This is a genomic window from Roseibium sp. JB4-4, assembly GCF_055693425.1.
In genome coordinates this window covers 2,738,752-2,758,709 of sequence record NZ_CM146333.1, presented here as the reverse complement: position 1 = coordinate 2,758,709, position 19,958 = coordinate 2,738,752, and the positions used below count along the sequence as shown (strand labels likewise).

19 protein-coding genes are annotated in these 19,958 nt (G+C 57.7%); 12 read left to right on the top strand and 7 right to left on the bottom strand.

All coding sequences use genetic code 11. From position 1 onward, the window contains the following. The first annotated feature begins 38 nt into the window (after positions 1-38). The 4 genes from ACZ1HV_RS12850 (at position 39) to ACZ1HV_RS12835 (ending at position 4,799) form a co-directional block, all read left to right on the top strand. Positions 39-761 (top strand): SRPBCC family protein, encoded by a 723-nt coding sequence (locus ACZ1HV_RS12850; protein ID WP_472718293.1) that lies wholly within the window; start codon positions 39-41, stop codon positions 759-761. A gap of 124 nt (positions 762-885) precedes the next feature. Then, positions 886-1,377 (top strand): (2Fe-2S)-binding protein, encoded by a 492-nt coding sequence (locus tag ACZ1HV_RS12845; protein ID WP_152501626.1) that lies wholly within the window; start codon positions 886-888, stop codon positions 1,375-1,377. A gap of 177 nt (positions 1,378-1,554) precedes the next feature. Next, positions 1,555-3,915: a xanthine dehydrogenase family protein molybdopterin-binding subunit gene (locus tag ACZ1HV_RS12840; RefSeq protein ID WP_298966984.1), complete on the top strand. Its 2,361-nt coding sequence runs from the start codon at positions 1,555-1,557 to the stop codon at positions 3,913-3,915. A gap of 83 nt (positions 3,916-3,998) precedes the next feature. Then, on the top strand, positions 3,999-4,799 hold the full coding sequence (locus ACZ1HV_RS12835; protein WP_472718292.1) for an FAD binding domain-containing protein: 801 nt from the start codon (positions 3,999-4,001) through the stop codon (positions 4,797-4,799). Between the two features lie 102 nt (positions 4,800-4,901). On the opposite strand, the gene hemA is transcribed toward ACZ1HV_RS12835, so the two are convergent. After that, the gene (gene hemA / locus ACZ1HV_RS12830) at positions 4,902-6,125 is read right to left on the bottom strand and encodes a 5-aminolevulinate synthase (protein WP_298817655.1); all 1,224 of its coding nucleotides are present in this window, start codon (positions 6,123-6,125) and stop codon (positions 4,902-4,904) included. 194 nt (positions 6,126-6,319) lie between these two features. Between hemA and ACZ1HV_RS12825 the strand changes: the two genes are divergently transcribed. Both ACZ1HV_RS12825 and ACZ1HV_RS12820 read left to right on the top strand, forming a co-directional pair. Continuing rightward, positions 6,320-7,027, top strand: a complete 708-nt coding sequence (locus tag ACZ1HV_RS12825; protein ID WP_298817657.1) for a Crp/Fnr family transcriptional regulator — start codon at positions 6,320-6,322, stop codon at positions 7,025-7,027. Beyond that, the gene (locus ACZ1HV_RS12820; RefSeq protein WP_472718291.1) at positions 7,024-7,584 is read left to right on the top strand and encodes a DUF4202 domain-containing protein; all 561 of its coding nucleotides are present in this window, start codon (positions 7,024-7,026) and stop codon (positions 7,582-7,584) included. The genes ACZ1HV_RS12825 and ACZ1HV_RS12820 overlap by 4 nt, the downstream gene beginning before the upstream one ends. On the opposite strand, the gene ACZ1HV_RS12815 is transcribed toward ACZ1HV_RS12820, so the two are convergent. The 6 genes from ACZ1HV_RS12815 to ACZ1HV_RS12790 are packed head-to-tail and all read right to left on the bottom strand — an operon-like array spanning position 7,574 to position 13,032. Further along, positions 7,574-7,846 (bottom strand): hypothetical protein, encoded by a 273-nt coding sequence (locus ACZ1HV_RS12815; protein ID WP_298964770.1) that lies wholly within the window; start codon positions 7,844-7,846, stop codon positions 7,574-7,576. The genes ACZ1HV_RS12820 and ACZ1HV_RS12815 overlap by 11 nt on opposite strands. 7 nt (positions 7,847-7,853) lie before the next feature. Further along, positions 7,854-8,420 carry a cytochrome c oxidase subunit 3 family protein gene (locus ACZ1HV_RS12810; RefSeq protein WP_472718290.1) on the bottom strand — a complete coding sequence of 189 codons (567 nt, stop codon included), beginning with the start codon at positions 8,418-8,420 and terminating at the stop codon, positions 7,854-7,856. A gap of 2 nt (positions 8,421-8,422) precedes the next feature. After that, positions 8,423-10,360: a nitric oxide reductase activation protein NorD gene (locus ACZ1HV_RS12805; protein ID WP_472718289.1), complete on the bottom strand. Its 1,938-nt coding sequence runs from the start codon at positions 10,358-10,360 to the stop codon at positions 8,423-8,425. A gap of 10 nt (positions 10,361-10,370) precedes the next feature. Next, complete coding sequence (locus ACZ1HV_RS12800; protein WP_298817666.1) at positions 10,371-11,180, bottom strand: CbbQ/NirQ/NorQ/GpvN family protein; 810 nt, start codon at positions 11,178-11,180, stop codon at positions 10,371-10,373. Positions 11,181-11,185: 5 nt separating this feature from the next. After that, positions 11,186-12,556 (bottom strand): cbb3-type cytochrome c oxidase subunit I, encoded by a 1,371-nt coding sequence (locus ACZ1HV_RS12795; RefSeq protein WP_298817668.1) that lies wholly within the window; start codon positions 12,554-12,556, stop codon positions 11,186-11,188. Between the two features lie 23 nt (positions 12,557-12,579). Continuing rightward, a complete protein-coding gene (locus ACZ1HV_RS12790) occupies positions 12,580-13,032 on the bottom strand; it encodes a c-type cytochrome (RefSeq protein ID WP_298817670.1) in 453 nt (150 codons plus the stop codon). Positions 13,033-13,365: 333 nt separating this feature from the next. Between ACZ1HV_RS12790 and ACZ1HV_RS12785 the strand changes: the two genes are divergently transcribed. The 6 genes from ACZ1HV_RS12785 (at position 13,366) to ACZ1HV_RS12760 (ending at position 19,958) form a co-directional block, all read left to right on the top strand. Then, positions 13,366-15,042 carry a cytochrome D1 domain-containing protein gene (locus tag ACZ1HV_RS12785; protein ID WP_298817672.1) on the top strand — a complete coding sequence of 559 codons (1,677 nt, stop codon included), beginning with the start codon at positions 13,366-13,368 and terminating at the stop codon, positions 15,040-15,042. A gap of 179 nt (positions 15,043-15,221) precedes the next feature. Beyond that, positions 15,222-17,033 (top strand): NapC/NirT family cytochrome c, encoded by a 1,812-nt coding sequence (locus ACZ1HV_RS12780; RefSeq protein ID WP_472718288.1) that lies wholly within the window; start codon positions 15,222-15,224, stop codon positions 17,031-17,033. 56 nt (positions 17,034-17,089) lie between these two features. After that, positions 17,090-17,509: a cupredoxin domain-containing protein gene (locus ACZ1HV_RS12775; protein WP_298817674.1), complete on the top strand. Its 420-nt coding sequence runs from the start codon at positions 17,090-17,092 to the stop codon at positions 17,507-17,509. Positions 17,510-17,721: 212 nt separating this feature from the next. Then, a complete protein-coding gene (gene cobA, locus ACZ1HV_RS12770; protein WP_298817676.1) occupies positions 17,722-18,516 on the top strand; it encodes a uroporphyrinogen-III C-methyltransferase in 795 nt (264 codons plus the stop codon). Positions 18,517-18,582: 66 nt separating this feature from the next. After that, entirely contained in the window at positions 18,583-18,813 is a 231-nt protein-coding gene (locus ACZ1HV_RS12765; protein WP_472718287.1) for a c-type cytochrome, read from the top strand. Then, on the top strand, positions 18,810-19,958 hold the full coding sequence (locus ACZ1HV_RS12760) for a cytochrome D1 domain-containing protein (protein ID WP_472718286.1): 1,149 nt from the start codon (positions 18,810-18,812) through the stop codon (positions 19,956-19,958). Before ACZ1HV_RS12765 ends, ACZ1HV_RS12760 begins: the two co-directional genes overlap by 4 nt.

The following is a 19,958-nucleotide window of genomic DNA, read 5'->3' as shown; positions in this document are numbered from 1 at the left end:
TCGCTTGCAACTTGCCGAAAACGATCGATGGGGAGGACATGGAGATATCAGGCAGTCAAGTTATTCAGGCAGATCGTTCTTCTGTTTGGTCAGCGTTGAATGACGCTGATGTTTTGCGTTTGTGCATACCTGGTTGTGAAGTTCTTGAGCGTATTTCGGATGATGAGATGTCGGCTTCGGTTACGTCGAAGATTGGTCCTGTCAAGGCGAAGTTCAAAGGGTCTGTTACGTTTGAGAATGTTGTTGCGCCGGAGAGTTACACGATTGTTGGCGAGGGCAAGGGCGGTGTTGCCGGTTTTGCCAAGGGGTCGGCGGACATCCGTCTGGTTGAAGATGGTGATGCGACGGTTTTGAGTTACGAGGCGAAGGCTCAGGTTGGTGGCAAGCTTGCTCAGCTTGGCAGCCGTTTGATTGATTCCACGGCGCGCAAGATGGCCGAGGAGTTTTTCTCCCGGTTTAGCGAGCAGGTCGGGGGATCGGCGCCGGCGGTTTCTGCCGGGTCTTCGGAGCCTTCGGCTGCGGATCTTGCCGATGGTCTTGATGAGGGTGTTGCCGAGGAGGCCAAGCGGATCGCGCTTGAGGAGGCGCCGGGCGAGGTCCTTCATGCGATTGGCGAGGCTGAGCACAAGGTTGAGGAGGGTCTTCACAAGGCAGAGGAGAATTTGGAGGATGCTGCGGGTCGGAATGCGTTTGGCGGACCGATGGTGTGGGGTCTTTTGCTGCTTGGCGCGCTGATTGTTGTTCTTGCGCTTGCCAGTTGACCCTTTGGCGACAGATTTGGAATGATCCGGTTCTGGTGGCGTTTGCTGTCAGGACCCGCAGAACACGGTGTTAAACCGGCTATTTGGGCTTTGGCCCGAGAGGTTCCATGAGGGAGAGAGATTTATGTCGAAAGTATCTTTGGTATTGAACGGGAAGACCGTTTCGTCCGAAGTCGAGGACCGGACGTTGCTTGTGTCTTTGATCCGGGATGTTCGGGGGCTGACGGGAACGCATGTTGGCTGTGACACGTCGCAATGCGGGGCGTGTGTTGTGCATGTTGACGGCAAGGCGGTGAAGTCCTGCACGATGCTTGCGGCGCAGGCGGATGGCAGTGAGGTGGTGACGCTTGAGGGGATTGGCAGCGCGGATGCGCTTCATCCTGTGCAGGCGGCGTTCCGGGAGCATCACGGTCTTCAGTGCGGATTTTGCACGCCGGGGATGATCATGAGCGCGGTTGACATGATCAACCGTCACGGTGCGGGCAATCTTGATGAGGCAACGATCCGGCACGAGCTGGAAGGCAACATCTGCCGCTGCACGGGGTATCAGAACATCGTCAAGGCGATCAAGGCGGCGTCCGACCAGATGGCTGGCATGGCGCAGGCGGCCGAGTGAGGGCCCGGTTTTAGGAACACGACGGATTTATGGGTCAGGCGGGACGCCTTTGATCTGCCGGAGGGAGCCGGCAGAGGCGGTCTGGAACCGACCTTTGAGAAGACGCGGGCCGGGCAGACCGGTCGGAGGAGACCATCCGGAGTTTTTTGATCCGGAGCAGTATTTGGGAGAGAGATGATGGCAGTTGAAGGGATTGGCGCCCGGGCTCTGCGCAAGGAGGACAAGCGCTTCATCACGGGCCGTGGCCGTTATACGGATGACATGGCGATGCCGGGCATGGGCTATGCGGCCTTTGTGCGCTCGCCGCATGCCCATGCGAAGGTCACGGGGATCGATGCCAGTGCGGCTCTTTCGATGCCGGGAGTGGATGCGGTTCTGACGGGCGATCAGCTTGTGGGCGACGGTGTCGGCAATCTGATCTGCGGATGGATGATCCACTCCAAGGACGGCACGCCGATGAAGATGGGCGGCTGGCGGGCGCTTGAGCCTGAGGTTGTGCGCCATGTGGGCCAGGCTGTTGCGGTTGTCATTGCCGACACGCAGGCCGAGGCGCGGGACGCTGCCGATGCGGTGGTTGTCGACTATGAGGAGCTTCCTGCGGTTGTTGATCCGCTTGCAGCCCTTGAGGCGGGCGCGCCGCAGATCCATCCGGAAGCGGAAGGCAATCTGATCTACGACTGGGAAATCGGTGATGCGGGGGCGACCGACGAGGCGTTTGGCCGTGCCGCGCATGTGACGCGGATGGAGATCCACAACAACCGCCTTGTTCCGAACGCGATGGAGCCGCGGGCCGCGCTTGCCGGCTATGATGCGGCCGAGGAGCATTATACGCTCTATACGACGTCCCAGAACCCGCATGTGGCGCGTCTGGTCCTGTCGGCGTTCTACAACATCGCACCGGAACACAAGCTGCGCGTGATTGCCCCTGATGTGGGCGGCGGCTTCGGCTCGAAGATCTATATCTATCCGGAAGAGATGGTGTGCCTTTGGGCGTCGAAGCGCGTCGGCCGGCCTGTGAAGTGGGTATCGGACCGCACGGAAGCGTTCCTGACGGATGCCCATGGCCGCGATCACCGCTCGGAAGCCGAGCTTGCGCTGGATGCGGACAACAAGATCATCGGCCTGCGGGTGAAGACGGTTGCCAATCTGGGCGCCTACATGTCGCTGTTCTCGTCGTCGGTTCCGACCTATCTCTATGCAACGCTGCTGTCGGGGCAATACGACATCCCGGCGATCCATGCGAATGTGAAGACGGTCTATACCAACACGACGCCTGTGGATGCCTATCGCGGTGCCGGACGTCCTGAGGCGACCTATCTGCTTGAGCGGATCATGGAGACAGCGGCGCGCGAGGTCGGCCTGTCGCCGGCCGAGTTCCGGCGCAAGAACTTCATCCGGTCGTTCCCGCATCAGACACCGGTGATCATGTGCTATGACGCGGGCGATTATGATGCGACGCTGGATGCGGCGCTGAAGGCGGCCGATTATGACGGGTTTGCCGCGCGCAAGGCGGAAGCGGCCTCGCGTGGCAAGCTGCGCGGGATCGGCCTGTCCTGTTACATCGAAGCCTGCGGGATTGCGCCGTCAGCGGCGGTCGGATCTCTTGGTGCCGGTGTGGGTCTTTGGGAATCTGCCGAGGTTCGTGTGAACCCGGTGGGGACGGTTGAGGTTCTGACCGGTTCCCACAGTCATGGCCAGGGCCATGAGACGACCTTCGCACAGCTGATCAGCGAGCGCTTCGGCCTTGACAGCGATGCGGTTGCGATCGTGCACGGGGATACGGACAAGGTCCAGTTCGGCATGGGCACCTACGGGTCCCGCTCGGGCGCGGTCGGCATGTCGGCTGTTGTGAAGGCGCTGGACAAGGTCGAGGCGAAGGCGAAGAAGATCGCGGCACACTTGATGGAGGCCTCGGAAGGGGACATCCAGATCGAGGGCGGCGAGTTGAAAGTGGCCGGCACAGACAAGAAGCTGAGCTTCACCGAGGTGGCGCTTGCGGCCTATACGGCGCACAATCTGCCTGAGGGCATGGAGCCGGGTCTGAAGGAGGGGGCGTTCTACGACCCGACCAACTTCACCTTCCCGGCGGGGACCTATGTGTGCGAGGTCGAGGTGGACCCGGAGACGGGTCAGACGGAGGTTGTGAGCTTTGTGGCTGCAGATGACTTTGGTAACATCATCAACCCGATGATCGTGGAAGGTCAGGTACATGGCGGCATCACGCAGGGCATTGGCCAGGCGCTGCTTGAGAATGCGGCCTATGACGAGAGCGGTCAGCTTCTGACGGCCTCCTACATGGACTACACGATGCCGCGTGCGGATGATGTTCCGTCCTATCAGCTGTCGACCCATGTGACGGCGTGCCCTGGCAACCCGCTCGGCATGAAGGGCTGCGGGGAGGCCGGAGCGATCGGGTCTCCGCCTGCGGTGATCAATGCGATCACGGATGCGATCGGCAGCAACGCTGTGTCGATGCCGGCTTCTCCTGAGAAGGTGTGGGCGCTTTGCCAGGCGGGCCTGAGGCAGGCTGCCGAATAGGACTTGAGACGATGAGCGGGCGGTGTGACCGCCCGCATTGGACCTGATGTCATTGGACACTTGAGATTTGGGGGAGACCCAACATGTATGAGACAACCTATCACCGTGCCGGTTCCGTATCGGAGGCTGCCGAGAAGATGGCGGCAGCAGAGGACGGCAAGATCCTGGGTGGCGGCCAGACGCTTCTGCCGACGATGAAGCAGCGTCTTGCGGCGCCGTCGGACCTTGTTGACGTGACGAAGATTGCGGAGATGCAGGGCATTTGCGAAGGCGAGGGAACCATCGTGATCGGGGCGGCAACGACCCACGCGGAGGTGGCGGCATCGGATCTTGTGCGGCAGAAGCTGCCTGGTCTTGCGGCCCTTGCCGGGGGCATCGGCGACCCGGCGGTCCGTCACATGGGCACGCTTGGGGGCTCGATTGCCAACAACGATCCGGCGGCGGACTATCCGGCGGCCTTGCTCGGGCTCGGTGCGGTCGTGACGACCAGCAAACGGACCCTTGCGGCCGGGGACTTCTTCACCGGCATGTTCGACACGGCCCTTGATGAAGATGAGGTGGTTGTGTCGGTGGCCTTCCCGCTGGCGGCAAAGTCGGCTTATGCCAAATATCCGAACCCTGCCTCGCGCTATGCCATGGCGGGCGTGTTTGTCGCCAAGGGCGCAGACGGGTCGGTGACGGTGGCCGTGACAGGCGCCGGGCAGAACGGCGTCTTCCGGATGAGCGACATGGAAGCGGCCCTGGCCGGAAACTGGTCACCGGACGCTGTCGCAGGAATTGCCCCCGCGCCTGCAGATATGCTCTCAGACCTCCACGGATCCGCAAACTACAGAGCAAACCTCGTAACAGTCATGGCAAAACGCGCCGTGAATGCAGCCGGATAAGTGAGAACCAAAAGAAAGACCGGCTGTCCGTGATTGGCAGCCGGTCTTTTTTGTCATTGCATTGTCGAAGTGAGCAAGAAGACACCGGATCCGCGGATATTCCTATTCTGCAGCCATCGGCTGCCGCGCGAGCTGGCACTGGTTCCAGAGCGAATGCAGGGCGACGATCAGTCTGTCGACGTCGCCGCTTGTGTGCACTGGCGAAGGTGTGATCCGAAGGCGTTCGGTACCCTTGGGCACAGTCGGGTAGTTGATAGGCTGAATGTAAATTCCAAAGTCATCCAGCAGCGTGTCTGACAGGAATTTGCATTTTGCCGGATTGCCGACAATCACCGGAATGATGTGGCTCGGGTTGGGCACATGCGGAATGCCGAGCGTGTCGAGCCGATTGCGAACTCTGGCAACGATTGCCTGATGGGCCTCGCGTTCCGAATTGCTCTGCTTCAAATGCCGGATGGAGGCAGTCGCCGCCGCAGCGATTGCCGGTGGCAGGGCCGTCGTGAAAATGAAGCCGCTGGCAAAGCTTCTGACGAAGTCGCAAAGTTCGGTTGATGCGGCTATGTAACCGCCAACCACACCGAATGCCTTGCCGAGCGTTCCTTCGATGACAGTCAGGCGATCCATAAGGCCTTCGTGTTCGGCGATGCCGCCGCCGCGCGGTCCATAGAGACCGACTGCGTGCACTTCATCGAGATAGGTCATGGCGCCATACTTGTCCGCCAGATCGCAGATCTCTGCGATCGGGGCAATGTCGCCGTCCATAGAATAGACACTCTCAAACGCGATCAGTTTGGGCCGCGCCGGATCAGCCGCGGCAAGCTTGTGTTCCAGATCCTCAAGATCATTGTGTTTCCAGATGACCTTGTCCGCTCTTGAGTGACGGATCCCTTCAATCATCGAGGCATGGTTCAGGCTGTCGGAAAAGACGATGCAGCCCGGGATCTTTGACGCAAGCGTTCCAAGGGCTGCCCAGTTCGAGACGTAGCCGGACGTGAAAACCAGAGCAGCTTCCTTGCCATGCAGGTCCGCAAGCTCTTCTTCCAGAAGAACATGGTCGTGGGTCGTGCCGGAAATGTTCCGAGTGCCGCCAGCGCCTGCACCGCACCTGTCGATGGCAGCGTGCATGGCGGCAACCACATCGGGATGCTGGCCCATGCCAAGATAATCGTTTGAACACCAGATCGTGACGTCGTCCTGGCCTTTCTTGTGGGTCCGGACGGCAGCAGGAAAATTACCGCGCTTGCGTTGCAGGTCGATAAAGACCCGGTAGTTTCCCTCTTGTTTGAGGTCAGCGAGCTGGTTTCGGAAAAAGGAATTGTAGTCCATGTGATCCCCTCTTTCTCATCATCCTGACAAGACTATGAGCGCAGGGCCTAGCTTGAAATGACAATAGTCAAGACATGGCTGCGCGTTCGTTGCCATATCAGCAATTCAACAGATGTGACCGTGACAATGGATTGTGTAATATCCCTAGGCCAATAGGAGGGGCAGGCCTCTCAGGAGCCTGACTAGGAAATCGAATGCCGAATGAACGCCGCAAGAAGATTGCGCAGAATTCTTTGTTGTTGCAGACCTTCCCGCAAGACACCCAGGACATGATCCTGTCAATGTCCAGCTGGCGCGAATACGACCGCGGCGAGACGCTGTTTCTGCAAGGGGAAACCGCGAAGGCGATCCACATCGTGACCGAGGGCTGGGTCAAGCTCTACCGGATAGCGCCAAATGGCGGCGAAGCTGTTGTGAACGTATTTGCCAAGGGGCAAAGCTTCGGTGAGGCAGTTGCGTTCCGTGGTCAAGCCTATCCGGTCTCTGCAGAAGCGGTCACGTCTTGTGAAGTCATGCGCATACCGAGTGTGGCGCTGCTGGAAGCGATGCGCAAGGATCCGGAGATTGCGGTTGCCGTTTTGGCGTCGACCTTCATGCACCTGCATTCGCTGGTCTCACAGCTTGAGCAACTCAAGGCGCAAACCGGTCCGCAGCGCGTTGCAGAATTTCTGTTGGAGTTGTGTGAACAGGAAACGGGCAGCTGCGTGGTGACCCTTCCCTACGACAAATTTCTGATCGCCGGCCGGTTGGGCATGAAACCGGAGAGCCTGTCGCGGTCTTTCGCCCGTCTGAAAACGGCAGGTGTCCATATCAAGCGCAACCACGCGGCGATCGAAGATATCGAAATGCTGCGTGAATATTCTGAAAGCGACCCGGTCGAAGCCTGGCACAAAGCACAATGACACACCTGGAAAAGGCCATCGCGGCGATCGACGAAGCAAATACAGCCGATCCGAACCTGGAAGAAGGCGCTCCGGCAGCCCGTCTATATGGCGAGCGTATGAGTTCAGAGTTGAGCCGCTTGTTCCCACAGGCATCCGACCCGTTGAAAATCGCCGCCCGTGGTCAGCATATCGAACGCTGGACAGTTCCACGCGCAACCTTTCCGGAAGGCAAGGCGGGTTATCATGCCTGGCGCAGGTACCTGGCCGGGCATCATGCGCAAAGGGTCGGTGAGATCATGGCCGCAGCCGGGTATGCAGCGGAAGATATTGCGGCCGCTGAACGCATGTTGCGCAAGGAAGGCATCAAGCAGCACGCGGATGTCCAGGCGCTGGAGGACACGATCTGTTTCGTGTTTCTCAAATGGTACTTTGCGCCCTTTGCAGCCAAGCATAGCGATGAAAAGGTTCTTGGCATCGTTCAAAAGACAGCGCGCAAGATGTCCGGGGAAGCGAGACGCCGGGTCGGCGAAGAGTTCGATTTGCCTGAACCTCTGTCAAGCGCTTTCAAGAGTTGAAGGCGGGTATGAGATAGAGCGCGAGCAGCAGACTGCAGTAGAGTGCCAGAACCCAATTGAAACCCGCCTGCCATAAAGGTGCCTGCCACAGGCCCAGATAGCGCGAGAGGATGACCCGCGCTTTCATCCACGCAAGTGCCAGAACAAGCACGCCTGTGACGCTTGGGTCCAGAAGTCCTGCAGCACCAGCAGCTAGAACGACGGACAAGCCACTTAGAAGCAGCAGTTGAAGCCAGGCTTTTGTCGTTGGATTGCGCGTCATCTTCGTCTCACGCCAGCAGGTAGATGACCGGGAACAGCAGCACCCAAACCAGGTCCACCATATGCCAGAAGGCTGTTCCGACTTCCATGTTTCGGGGTGTGTCCTTCCAGGCTATCAGCGCAAGAATGACAATTCCCGCAATGACATGCATCGCGTGAAAACCTGTCAGAAGATAGTAGAATGTGAAAAACGGATGGGTTTCTGTGGAGATGCCCTGCGCGGCCGTATCGGCATATTCAATAGCTTTGATGACAAGGAAAACGACACCAAGTGTCATCGCCGCCCCGAGCGCAATGCGTGCCGGTCTTCGTCGATCCTGGTGCCGCAGATCTACTGCTCTTGCCGCAAGAAAGCCACTGGTTATCAGGACAACCGTATTGATGCCGGCAAGCGTCGGATGAAGGTAGGTTCTGGCGTCTGCAAAACCTGCTGGATCAGATATCCGCACACCCAGAAAGGCTGCCAGACCCGCACCAAAGACAAGAAGCTCGCTGATGATGAGAACCCACATCATCAAGTCGCCGGGCAATCCATCCAGACCTCCGGACTGCGGTTTTGCAGCAGCTCTTTCCATGGTTAGCCGCCAATCAGCTGCCGGTAGATTTCCGGCAACGCCTGGGTCAGCTTGTCCGGGTGGGGAATGACCGCAAAGCCGCCCTGACCGAACAGTCTTGGAAACCACGACTTGCCCGTCTTGTCGATCGTTACGCCAAACACGGATTGACCGGCTCTTCGGGCTTCGCGCACGGCCATGCGCGTATCCTCGATGCCGTGCCGGCCTTCATAGTGATCGAGATCGTTCGGTTTGCCGTCGGTGATGACGAGCAGAAGCTTGCGTTTGCGTGACTGCTCGGCCAGTTCGCTCGATGTGTGTCGGAGCGCGGCACCAAGCCGGGTATAAAACCCTGGCCTCAGTCCGCTGATACGGTGCTCAACCTTGGCGGACATCGGCTCATCGAACCGTTTGCAGGACTGCAGATAGACACGATGCCGTTTGAGCGAGGAAAACGCGTTGATTGCAAAGTCGTCGCCGCAGGCATTCAGGCCCCAGGCGAGCGCTGTCAGTGCCTCCCGCTCAATATCGATAACAGCCCGGCCCGTAACCGCACTTTCAGTGGACCGGGAAACGTCGAGAAGGATGGAAACGGCAAGATCGCGCGCTTCCGGCCGGGTCTGAAGCCAGATCCGGTCATTGCCAGCGCCGCTTGCAATCCGTTCGACTTCGGATCTGACAGCAGTGTCCATATCCAACCGGTCGCCTTCCATATGTCCGCGCGTCGTCACACGGCCGGGGCGAAGCGCTTCGAATTGTTTCTTGACCGACCTGATACGCCGAGCGGCCCGGGGATCTTTTACGGCAACATCGTTGTCCGGGTCGGCACCGGCTACACTTGTGAGGACACATACATGGTCCGGCAGGTAACGGCCGCTTCTTGTATCCCACTCGGGATAAAGAGTTTTGCCTGAAAGGCGTTCCCGGTCGACGTCTTCAGGGGCAAGGTCCAGATGCAGTTTCAGGCGTGTTGCCGGAGATTTGGAAATCTGCCCGAGGCCGATTTCATCCTGATCGTCGGCAGCTTTCTTGGCATCGTCATTATCGTCGTCGTCGACCCGCCGATTGAGGTTTAAAAACTCGGCCCAGCTCAAGATCGCTTCGAACTTGTGCAGGATCAGACTGTCATTGCGTTCGGCCTGGTCCGACTTGCGCCGGCGTGCCCGCAAGGTTTTGTCGCCGGCCTCCTCCGGCGTGCCGTCGGTTTCGCGGTTTTCAACTTCGTCACCGCAAGAAAAGACAACCTCGCGCAGATCCGGCCAAACCGGAACCGGTCGAAAGGGACGATACCCGCGAGGGGCCTGGAATTCAGCAAAGTCACCGCTTTCCAGTGTGTTCTGCAACGCCTGAACATCTTTGGAAAGTTCGGCAGGGTCTCCAAGCATGTTTCGGACAAGCGCTTCCAGATTTGCTTCCCAGCGAGGCAGAGACGCAGCCGGCCGTTGCAGCAAACTGCCGTGGCTCAAGACCGAGTAGAGCTCGCTCAAGCCTGGAGCATGGAGAAGAGTTTCCCGAACCATCTGTCCGATTGTGCGCAAAACCTGCAGGTCGGCGCGCAGTGGATCGGTCTCCACTTTGTAGACCGGTGCGTTTGCCGCCAGAGCGGTCAGCCAGATATAGAGCGCTGCATTTGCTTCCCGGGTCGGGAAGACTGCCAGGGATGCCGGCAAACGCAGAATCTCTCCGTCGAAACTGGCTCGAGGTACGGTTTCAACCTCTGTCCCGAGTCGCCTCAGAAAACTGAGGCGGTGACGAGACACTTCTTCCGAAACCGGGCGGAGTTCCACATTATGATTACCACCCAGGCCCCGAAAAAGAACTGCAAGCCGCCCGCCGACCTCAGAAAGGCCGACCGCGGCTCCGTGATGCACCTCAGGTGCATCGAGGCGGCTTGCAAAAGCGTGCCACAGTTTCCCGACCGTTTCCTCGGGTTCCCATGGCTCGAAGTCGATCTTGCCCATCGGTCTGGCCTCACCCAAACACGGCCGTGACAAGATCTAGGAGCCCGCGTTTCACGTCTTCATCATCTGTCAAAGGTTCAATCATTGCTGCCAGTACGGCCCTGTTTACGGGCATACCCTGGGCAATCAACGTTGCGGCGTAAACAACCAGGCGGGTTGAAACGCCCTCTTCCAAATCCTGGCCTTTCAGTGCACGCAGTTTACCTGCAAGCCGGACCAGTGCGGCAACACGCGACCTGTCCAGCCCGCTTTCTTCTGCAACAACGTCACATTCAAGGTCAGCTGGCGGAAAGTCGAATTCCAATGAAATGAAACGTTGCCGCGTGGACGGTTTCAGCGTCTTCAAGATGTTCTGGTAGCCGGGGTTGTAAGAAGCCACCAGCATGAAGCCCGGTGCGGCCTGAAGTTCTTCACCCGTCCGGTCGATCGGCAGCGTCCGACGATCATCGGTCAGCGGGTGCAGGACGACGGTCACATCCTTGCGGGCTTCCACGACTTCATCGAGGTAACAGATTGCGCCTTCCCTGACCGCGCGGGTCAAGGGACCGTCAACCCAGACTGTCTCTCCACCTTTGAGAAGATAGCGTCCGATCAGGTCGGCAGCTGCCAGGTCGTCGTGACAGGCGACTGTGTAAAGCTTGCGGTTGAGCTTTGCCGCCATATGAGCAACGAAGCGGGTCTTTCCGCAGCCGGTCGGTCCTTTCAGCAAGACGGGAAGTCCGTTCTTGTGCGCAGCCTCAAAAACCGTGCATTCGTCCGACTGAGCCAGGTAAAAAGGGGCGTCAGCCGCCCCCTTTGCCAATGATACGCTACCTTCCATGGGTCTCACTCCGCAGGAACGTTGGCTGCGTCACCGGACTCGATGACTTCGCTTTTCGGCATCGCCACCGCATAGATGAAGAGCAATGCGCCGATCACGAAGGCTGCACCTGCGCCGAAGCGCATCCAGTAGAACAGTGCCAGCTGGTCCTGAACATCCATGAAGTAGTCACCGTTGACCCGTTGCAGGTGTGTTTGGATGGTTCCTGCGAATGTCAGGACGAATGTCATGAATGCCATGCCGCCCGACATCAGCCAGAAGGAGGCCATGTTGAGCACCTGGTTATAGGGGTCACGACCCCGCAGGATCGGCATTGCGTAGGTGATGATCGCCAGGTTCAGGGAAACATAAGCGCCGAAGAAGGCCAGGTGACCATGGGCAGCCGTGATCTGAGTGCCGTGGGTGTAATAGTTCACACCGTGCAGCGTGTGGAGGAAGCCCCAGACGCCGGCACCGAAGAAGGCAAGCGTCGCACACCCGAGTGACCACAGAAGCGCGGCCTTGTTCGGATGATCGCGGCGGCCTTTCCAGACCATGACGAACGCGAAAGCCATCATTGCGAAGAACGGGATCACCTCTAGTGAAGAGAAGATCGAGCCGATCCACTGCCAATAGCTTGGTGTGCCGATCCAGTAGTAGTGGTGACCTGTTCCAAGGATGCCAGAAAACAGTGCTGCAGCGACGATGACATAAAGCCATTTTTCGACGACCTCACGGTCCACACCGGTGAGTTTCAGCATCAGGTAAGCCAGGATCGAGGCCATGATCAGTTCCCAGACACCTTCAACCCAAAGGTGGACGATGTACCACCAATACTGTTTGTCCAGTGAGAGGTTGCTGGGATTGTAGAAGCTGAACAGGAACAGAAGCGCCAGGCCCCAGAGGCCGAGCAGAAGGATGTTTGTGATGGCGGTTTTCTTGCCCTTCAGCACCGTCATGGTGACGTTGTAAAGGAACATGAGGGCTGCAACCACAATGCCGACCTTCACCCATTTCGGCTGTTCGATGAACTCGCGTCCTTCCTTGCCGAGCAGGAAATTTCCTTCAAACAGGTTGAAGGTGTAGGTGACGACCACGCCAAGCGTGCCAACCACCAGAATGATCAGCTGCAGGTAGGCCAGCTTTGGCGAATGGATTTCGCGTTCGGCCTCTTCCGGTATCAGGAAATAGGCCGCACCGAAGAAGCCGAGCAGCAGCCAGACAATCAGGCTGTTTGTGTGCAGCATCCGGATAATGTTGAAAGGCAGGACCTCGGACAGGAAATTCGGCTGGACGTAAACCCATCCTGCCAGCAATCCGCCGAGAACCTGGACGGCAAAGAGGGCCAGGGCGACACCGAAATACGCCAGGGCTATCTTTTGAGACTGGTACTTCATCTTAGTTTCCTTTTGCGTTCGGATCAGCCGGCTTCGTTCGGCGGCCAGTCTTGGGCGTCGATGTTGTCGGTCCAAATCAGGAAGTTCGCCAGATCGCGAATTTCTTCGTCGGTCAGATCGAAATTCGGCATTTGGCGGCGGCCTTCGATGCCGGTCGGCATGGATTCCATCCAGCCTTTCAGCGTGTCGAAAGCGGCGTCCGGATCGTCGAGAACGCCCCAGCGCGTCATCACGTTTGCAAGTTCAGGCGCGAAGTAGGCACCTTCACCCAAAATGGTGTGGCAGTTGATGCAGGCCTTGTCTTCCCAGACACGTTTGCCCGCGGCCACACTTTCGGTGATGCCGGCATGATCGGTCGAAGTTCCTGTGATGTAGAGATGGCTGTGAATGGACAGCCCTACAAAGATGATGATGAAGAATAATGACCCGCCATAAAATATATTTCGGGCCATGCTTTTGGTCATGACTTCGCGCATCGCGCGCTCCTTTACCCCGAGTTGATCGTAGTCTCGAGGGTGGCAGCGCGGGCTGTCATTTCCTTAACCAAAGTCAAGCAGGCATTTGCGACCTGTCCAGACAGCAAAAGATGCTGGAATTTCAAGCTCTCATATTCAATCTGTTTCCAACGAAAGTCATAAACTTAGTCGGCTAAGTGAAAAAGGAGGCGGCTGCCGAGAATTTGCGACGTGAAAAAGATTCTGCTCGGTGAACTCACAAAAAACGGGTCTATCATCTTAACGAAAGTCAAGGAAGGGAACTCGAGATTGCTCAAGTCTCGCGAATGCCTCACCAGCATTTGGAGTTTGAGAATGTCACATCCAAGACTGAAGAAAAGGACGGGCCCCGCGTTAGCGGCAAGTCTTGCGCTGTTATTGGGCAGCGCGGCGGTGCCTGCCCTTGCAGAGGGCCCGACGCTAAGCGAAGAGGCCTTCGAAAGTTCCAAGCAGCTCTACTTTGAAAGATGCGCGGGTTGCCATGGCGTGCTGCGTAAAGGCGCGACAGGCAAGAACCTTGAGCCAAGCTGGAAAAAGACCGCTGCTGACGGCACGGTAACCGAAGGCGGTACCTTGAAGCTTGGCCAGGAGCGGCTTGAAAAAATCATCTCCTGGGGCACCGAAGGCGGCATGAACAACTTCTCGGACATCATGACCGAGCAGGAAATCAAGGACATGGCCACCTACATCATGATGGATGCGCCAAAGCCGCCTGAAATGTCGCTGGCCCAGATGGAAGCGACCCGCAAGGTCTATGTGGAACCCAAGGATTATCCGACGGAGCCTCTGCATGGCCGGAACTGGGAAAACTTCTTTGTCGTAATCGAGCGTGACGTAGGTAAGGTTGCCGTCATTGATGGTGATACCAAGGAAGTTCTGGCGCATATTCCAACCGGATATGCCGTGCATGTTCTGAAAGCTTCAGAGCACCACGCGGTAACCGAGCCTGAGCATCCCGGCCGCTTCTGGTACACAATGGGCCGCGACGGCAAGATGACCAAGATCGATCTCTGGCAGAACCCGGAGAATATGTTGGTCGCCGAAGTGAAAATCGCTTACGACGCCCGCGATGTTGCGGTGTCTGGTGATGGCAAATACGTCATCGGTGGCGGTTACTGGCCTCCGCATTTTGCAATCGTCGACGCAGAGACGATGGAGCCGAAGAAAGTCGTTTCGACTCGCGGCGTCAATGTTGATGGTGACTATGTCGAAGAAAGCCGCGTTGCTGCCATCTACACCACTCCGAACGAGCCGACATGGATTGTCGCGGTCAAGGAACTTGGTCAGCTTTGGCAGGTTGATTACACCGACCTCGACAACTTGCGTATCGACAAGATCGATTCCGCAAAATTCCTGCATGACGGATTCTTCGACCCGACAGGCCGCTACTTCCAGATTGCCGCAAACGCGTCGAACAAGATGGTTGTGGTCGACACGCAAACGCACAAGCTTGAAGCGATGATCGACACTGCGGCCCTGCCGCACCCGGGTCCGGGAGCCAACTGGGTAGATCCGAATTGCGGACCTGTTGGAGGCACCACACACCTTGGTGAGGGTACGGTCACGGTCTGGGGTAACGATCCGGAGAACCGTCCGGACGACGCCTGGAAGGTTTGCTACGAAGTAGAGACAGACGGTGCTGGCCTGTTCATCAGGACCCATCCGGACTCGAAATACATTTGGGCTGACCAGACCAAGCATCCCGAACCCGAAATTCAACAGTCGGTTCAGGTCATCTCCAAGGAGACTGGTGAAATCGTGAAGACGATCCAGATCACCGACGAGGAAGGCAGCGCCGCAGTTCACTTCGAGTTCAACCAGGATGGTTCCGAAGTCTGGGTGTCCAAGTGGAACCGCTCAACGTCGCTCGAACCGAACGGTGAAATTGTCATCTTCGATGCGGAAACGCTTGAAGAAAAAACCCGGATCAAAGGCCTCTTTGCTCCGACCGGCAAGTTCAACGTCTACAATCGTTCGAACCACGTCACTTAACGATAACAAGCAAGCGTCTGAAGGGCGGGCATATCGCCCGCCCTTCTTTTTGCCAGCGGTGTCGGGACTGCATCGACGGATGGTCGCCCGGAAACTCGGAAACGATCCCTGCATCCTGCAATCAGATCGCTGCCAGCGCTGAGCCGGCTGGCGGAGAAACATGAAAACGGAGCCTGGACATGACTGAGAGCAGCCAAGGTGACAAGAAAAAGCCGATCTGGCGCAGATACCTTCTATGGGGCATGCCGATCGGGGGTGTTGCGGCAGTGTTTGTCGGCGGCATCATTTTCTGGGGTGGCTTCAACACCGCGATGGAAGCCACGAACACCAAACAATTCTGTATTTCCTGCCACGAGATGCGGGACTACGTCTACGAAGAATACAAGGGTACCATTCACGATGTGAACCGGTCCGGTGTCGGCGCCATGTGCTCTGATTGTCATGTGCCGAAGGACTGGACCCACAAGATCATTCGCAAGGTACAGGCGACCAAGGAGCTCTGGGGCAAGATGGTCGGTACGATCAACACGCCGGAAAAATTCGAAGCCAAGCGCCTAGAACTTGCGATGAACGAGTGGGAGCGCATGAAGGCCAATGACTCGCGCGAATGCCGCAACTGCCACGATTTTGAATCCATGATGCCTGAGTTCCAAAGACCAAGGGCCAGACAGCAGCACCTGAACGCGATGGAAGCCGGTCAGACATGCATCGACTGTCACAAGGGCATCGCACACTCCGATCTTCGGGATCGTGCTGAAGAGGACTATCTGGAAAGTCTCGAAGCGCCGAACCCTGCTTTCAAGCGCGATGTCCCGCACGAGTATATCGTCAGCCTGGAGCGCATTGTCGCCAAGGAAACTGATGAGGCGGCTGCCGCAAAAGCTGCACAAAAGGCTCAGCAGGAAGCTGTTCAGGCCCAGATCGCCGCAGCTGTTGAGGCCGCTGTCGCAGAGGAAAAAGCCAAAGCTGCAAATTCCGATGCCGACGCCGGTGGCGACAGCGCTGCAAATACCGGTAGCGCCACGGGAACCGTTGCAGCCAATATTGACTGGAACGCTGTTCCGGTAACGGATTTGACGCTGTTCTATCCGGGACAGGCCTCGTTCGAGTGGGTCCAGAATGGCAAGACCCATGGTGGCGCGCGGCCGCTGACGAAGGGCGGCGATACCTGCATGACCTGCCATGCGGCGGAACTGGAAGCGATCGGCAACAAGATTGTTGCTGGTGGTGAAACGGAACCGACGCCAATTCCCGGCAAACGTGGGATCATCAACACCACCATTCAGGCTGCGCACGATGATGAAAATCTTTATGTGCGCGTTCAGTGGCCCGATGCCCCTCACAATCCCGCACCCTTTGTAGACGGTGGAAAGATGGATCCGGACAATCAGGTCAAGGTCGCCATGATGATCGCCGGCACGGGGATCGAAATGGGTGAGACCACAGGTTGCTGGGCCTCTTGTCACGCGGACAACACCTATATGCCATTTGACCCGGGCGCTGAGGCTATTGCCGGAAACGCCGACGTGGCAGGCCGTCTGGAAGCAACGGACACCATTACGAAGTATCTGACCGAAAGCCGCACGAAGGTTGAAGTCAAAGGCCGGCGTGGCAAGGCGCAGGGCGGTTGGGATCAACTGAAAAGCGCTGAAGAAATCAGCCAGCTTTTTGAAGACGGTACCTATCTGGACCTGTTGCGCGTTTACGCGGACGGCACGTCGAGCAATGGCTATCTTCTGGAGCGCCGGATCGTGAACGATGGCGAGATGTCTGCGGAAGCAAACCTTTCAGCGAGAATCTGGACGGTTGTTTTCTCAAGACCTCTGAATTCAGGAGCTCCTGGAGACATTCCGCTGGAACCTGGCAAGACCTATACGGTTGGCTTTGCCATTCACGACGACTACGCCGCAGCACGTTTCCACCATGTGACGTTGAACACCAGCCTCGCTCTGGATGACGACACGGCGCAAATCAACGTGGCCAAGCAGTAACGGTTTGGGGCGGCGAGAAATTGCCGCCCCTGCCATTTCAGCCAGGGAGAGTACATATGTTTGTTCAAGCCTGCGGTATTCCAGCAATATTGGTGTCACTCGTTCTCACCCTTCCAGCTTGCGCGGAGGACGCTGACCTGAAAGCGCTCTGTGACGAGGCGGAAAGCCGATACACAGAACTGTTCGGGCACCCTTCATCTGAAGAAGAAGGGGTGACGGTTGTCACGATGTACAAGTATCGGTTCTGCCCGCAGAAACTGACGGTTCCCGTTGGGACAACGGTCCGCTGGGTCAATGTAGACAAGCGCACCAGCCACAGCCTTGTCCTCAAGGACGAAGGCGAGCCTGAATCGGATCGTCTCTTTCCCGAGGAAGCATTCGAATTCACGTTCCTGACCCCGGGCGATCAGACCTATTTGTGCGGCCCGCACTGGGAAACTCAGGAAATGATCGGCATGATTACTGTAAGTCCTTGAATAGAATAATGAAAAAATGCGTCATTAGAACTGGTTGACCTTGACTATTGTCAATCAGTTCAAGGCCAAAACGAGCAATCATACTTCTGCGAAGCGCCGATCATTACTGTCCTTGCCGAGCCAACGCGTCCCTTTCTGCAAACGACAGGTGCCCCCGGCGCTTCGCACAGAACTGAAGCGTCCGGCAGTATTCAGCAGAAGCGAGGTCTCTCATGACGGGAAAAGTCTTTCTTATTGGAGCCGGCCCCGGAGATCCGGACCTGCTTACAATGCGCGCCGTGCGCATGCTTCAGGAAGCTGATGCTGTCGTCTATGACCGTCTCGTTTCACCGGAAGTGCTGGCGCTTGCACCTGAAACGGCCGAGCGGGTATCGGTCGGAAAATCTCCCGACAACCATCCCGTACCCCAGGAAAAAATCAACGAAATCCTTGCTGAGCTGGCGTCGCGCGGGTTGACCGTTGCACGTCTCAAGGGCGGGGATCCTCTGATATTCGGACGCGGCTCTGAAGAAGCGGCCCACCTGCAGGCAAACGGCATTATGGTCGAATACGCTCCGGGTATCACCGCCGCACAAGGGGCAGCTTCTGCATCCGGGGTGCCATTGACACATCGTGGGCTTGCGACAGGTGTGCGCTATGTGACCGGCCATCGTCAGGCCAATGGAACGCTGGACCTTGATTGGAAAAGCTTAGCCAGCGAAGAAACAACACTTGTTGTATACATGGGTGTCGCGAATATAGGTCAGATAGCGCTCAGACTTGTTGCTGAGGGCCTGAGTGAATCGACGCCGGTCATGGCGATTGCCAATGCGACAACACCGCGCGAAACGCGGCTGTTCTCCCGCCTTGGTCAGGTTGCGCTCGATGTTCGCGACGCGGAGCTGAAAGCGCCAGTGCTCTTTGTCATCGGCAAGGTCGTCACATTGTGTGCTGAATGGCCTGTTGTGGCCTCGGAGCTTATTGATGCGGTAGAGCCGGCTGCCGCAGGGCAGCGCGCTCATGCATAGACTGTTTGCCATCAGTCTTCTTTTTGCGGCACGGCGTTTGCCGACGATCACAGTTCTCCGGATGCGTTGATCAGACTGGTGCATCAGGACTGCGGGTCCTGCCATGGCCTGACGCTGAAGGGAGGCCTTGGACCGGACATCCGTCCCGATGCGCTTTCCCACTATGACGTCGAGACCCTTTCCGAAGTCGTCCTGGACGGTATCCAGGGCACCGCCATGCCGCCCTGGCGGCCACTGATGAGCGAGGCGGAGGCGAAAGAGATCGCCGAATACCTCCTGCAAGGAGAATTGAAATGAAATGGCTCGCCACCGCGCTCGTAGCGCTCGCGATGACAAGCAGCGTTCACGCCCAAACCATCCTTGCGACAGGCGACCTTGGGCTGGTTGTCGAACGCGCTTCGGGTTCTTTGTTGCTTGTTGATCAGTCTGAAAGAAAGATGCTGACGCGGATCACCGGCCTCGGCGATCTCTCGCATGCCAGCCTGGTCTATTCACCGGATCAACGCTACGCCTATGTCTTCGGCCGCGATGGCGGACTGACGAAAGTCGATATCGTAGAGCGCAAGATCGCCAACCGTGTTGTCCAGTCCGGCAATGCAATAGGCGGAGCGATCTCCGATGACGGTTCGCTTGTTGCCGTTTCCAACTATGAACCGGGGGGCGTGCGGATCTTCAATGCCGATACGCTGGATCTGGTTGCCGATATTCCAACCGGTTCAAAGACGATCGGCCTGGTGGATGCACCCGGGAAACGGTTTGTGTTCACGTTGTGGGATGATGGCGAGACCTGGATCGCCGATCTCTCGGCTGGCGCGCCGAAAATTACCAAGGTAAAGGGTGTGGGCACCAACCCCTACGATGCGTTGGTAACGGATGATGGCCGTCTCTACATCACCGGTCTTTTCGGCGAGGATGGACTGACGGCAATCGACCTTTGGGATGAAAACCCCGAGCCCATTCGGGTTCTGCCTGAATACGGGCGCGGTCAGCAGGAAATGCCTGTCTATAAAATGCCGCACCTGGAAGGGTGGGCACGCGCCGGGCGAGAGTTTGTCTTGCCCGCGGTTGGCCATCACCAGGTGCTATGGATCAATGCCGATGACCTGACCGAAACGGGGCGAACCGAGACCTATGGACAACCGGTCTTTGCCATGTCCCGACCTGACGGTCGTCAGGTGTGGGTGAATTTCGCCCACCCTCTCAATGACACCATCCAGGTGATTGACACGCCCAGCAAAGAGATCATTCACGAGTTCAAACCCGGCCCTGCCGTCCTTCATATGGAATTCACTCCTCGTGGACACGAGGTTTGGGTCTCGGTGCGCGATGCCGGAAAGGTGATGATCTACGACACGCACACATTCGAGAAACTTGCGGAATTCGACGCAGAAAGTCCGTCCGGGATTTTCTTCACCTCCCGGGCCCACAAGACGGGACTTTGA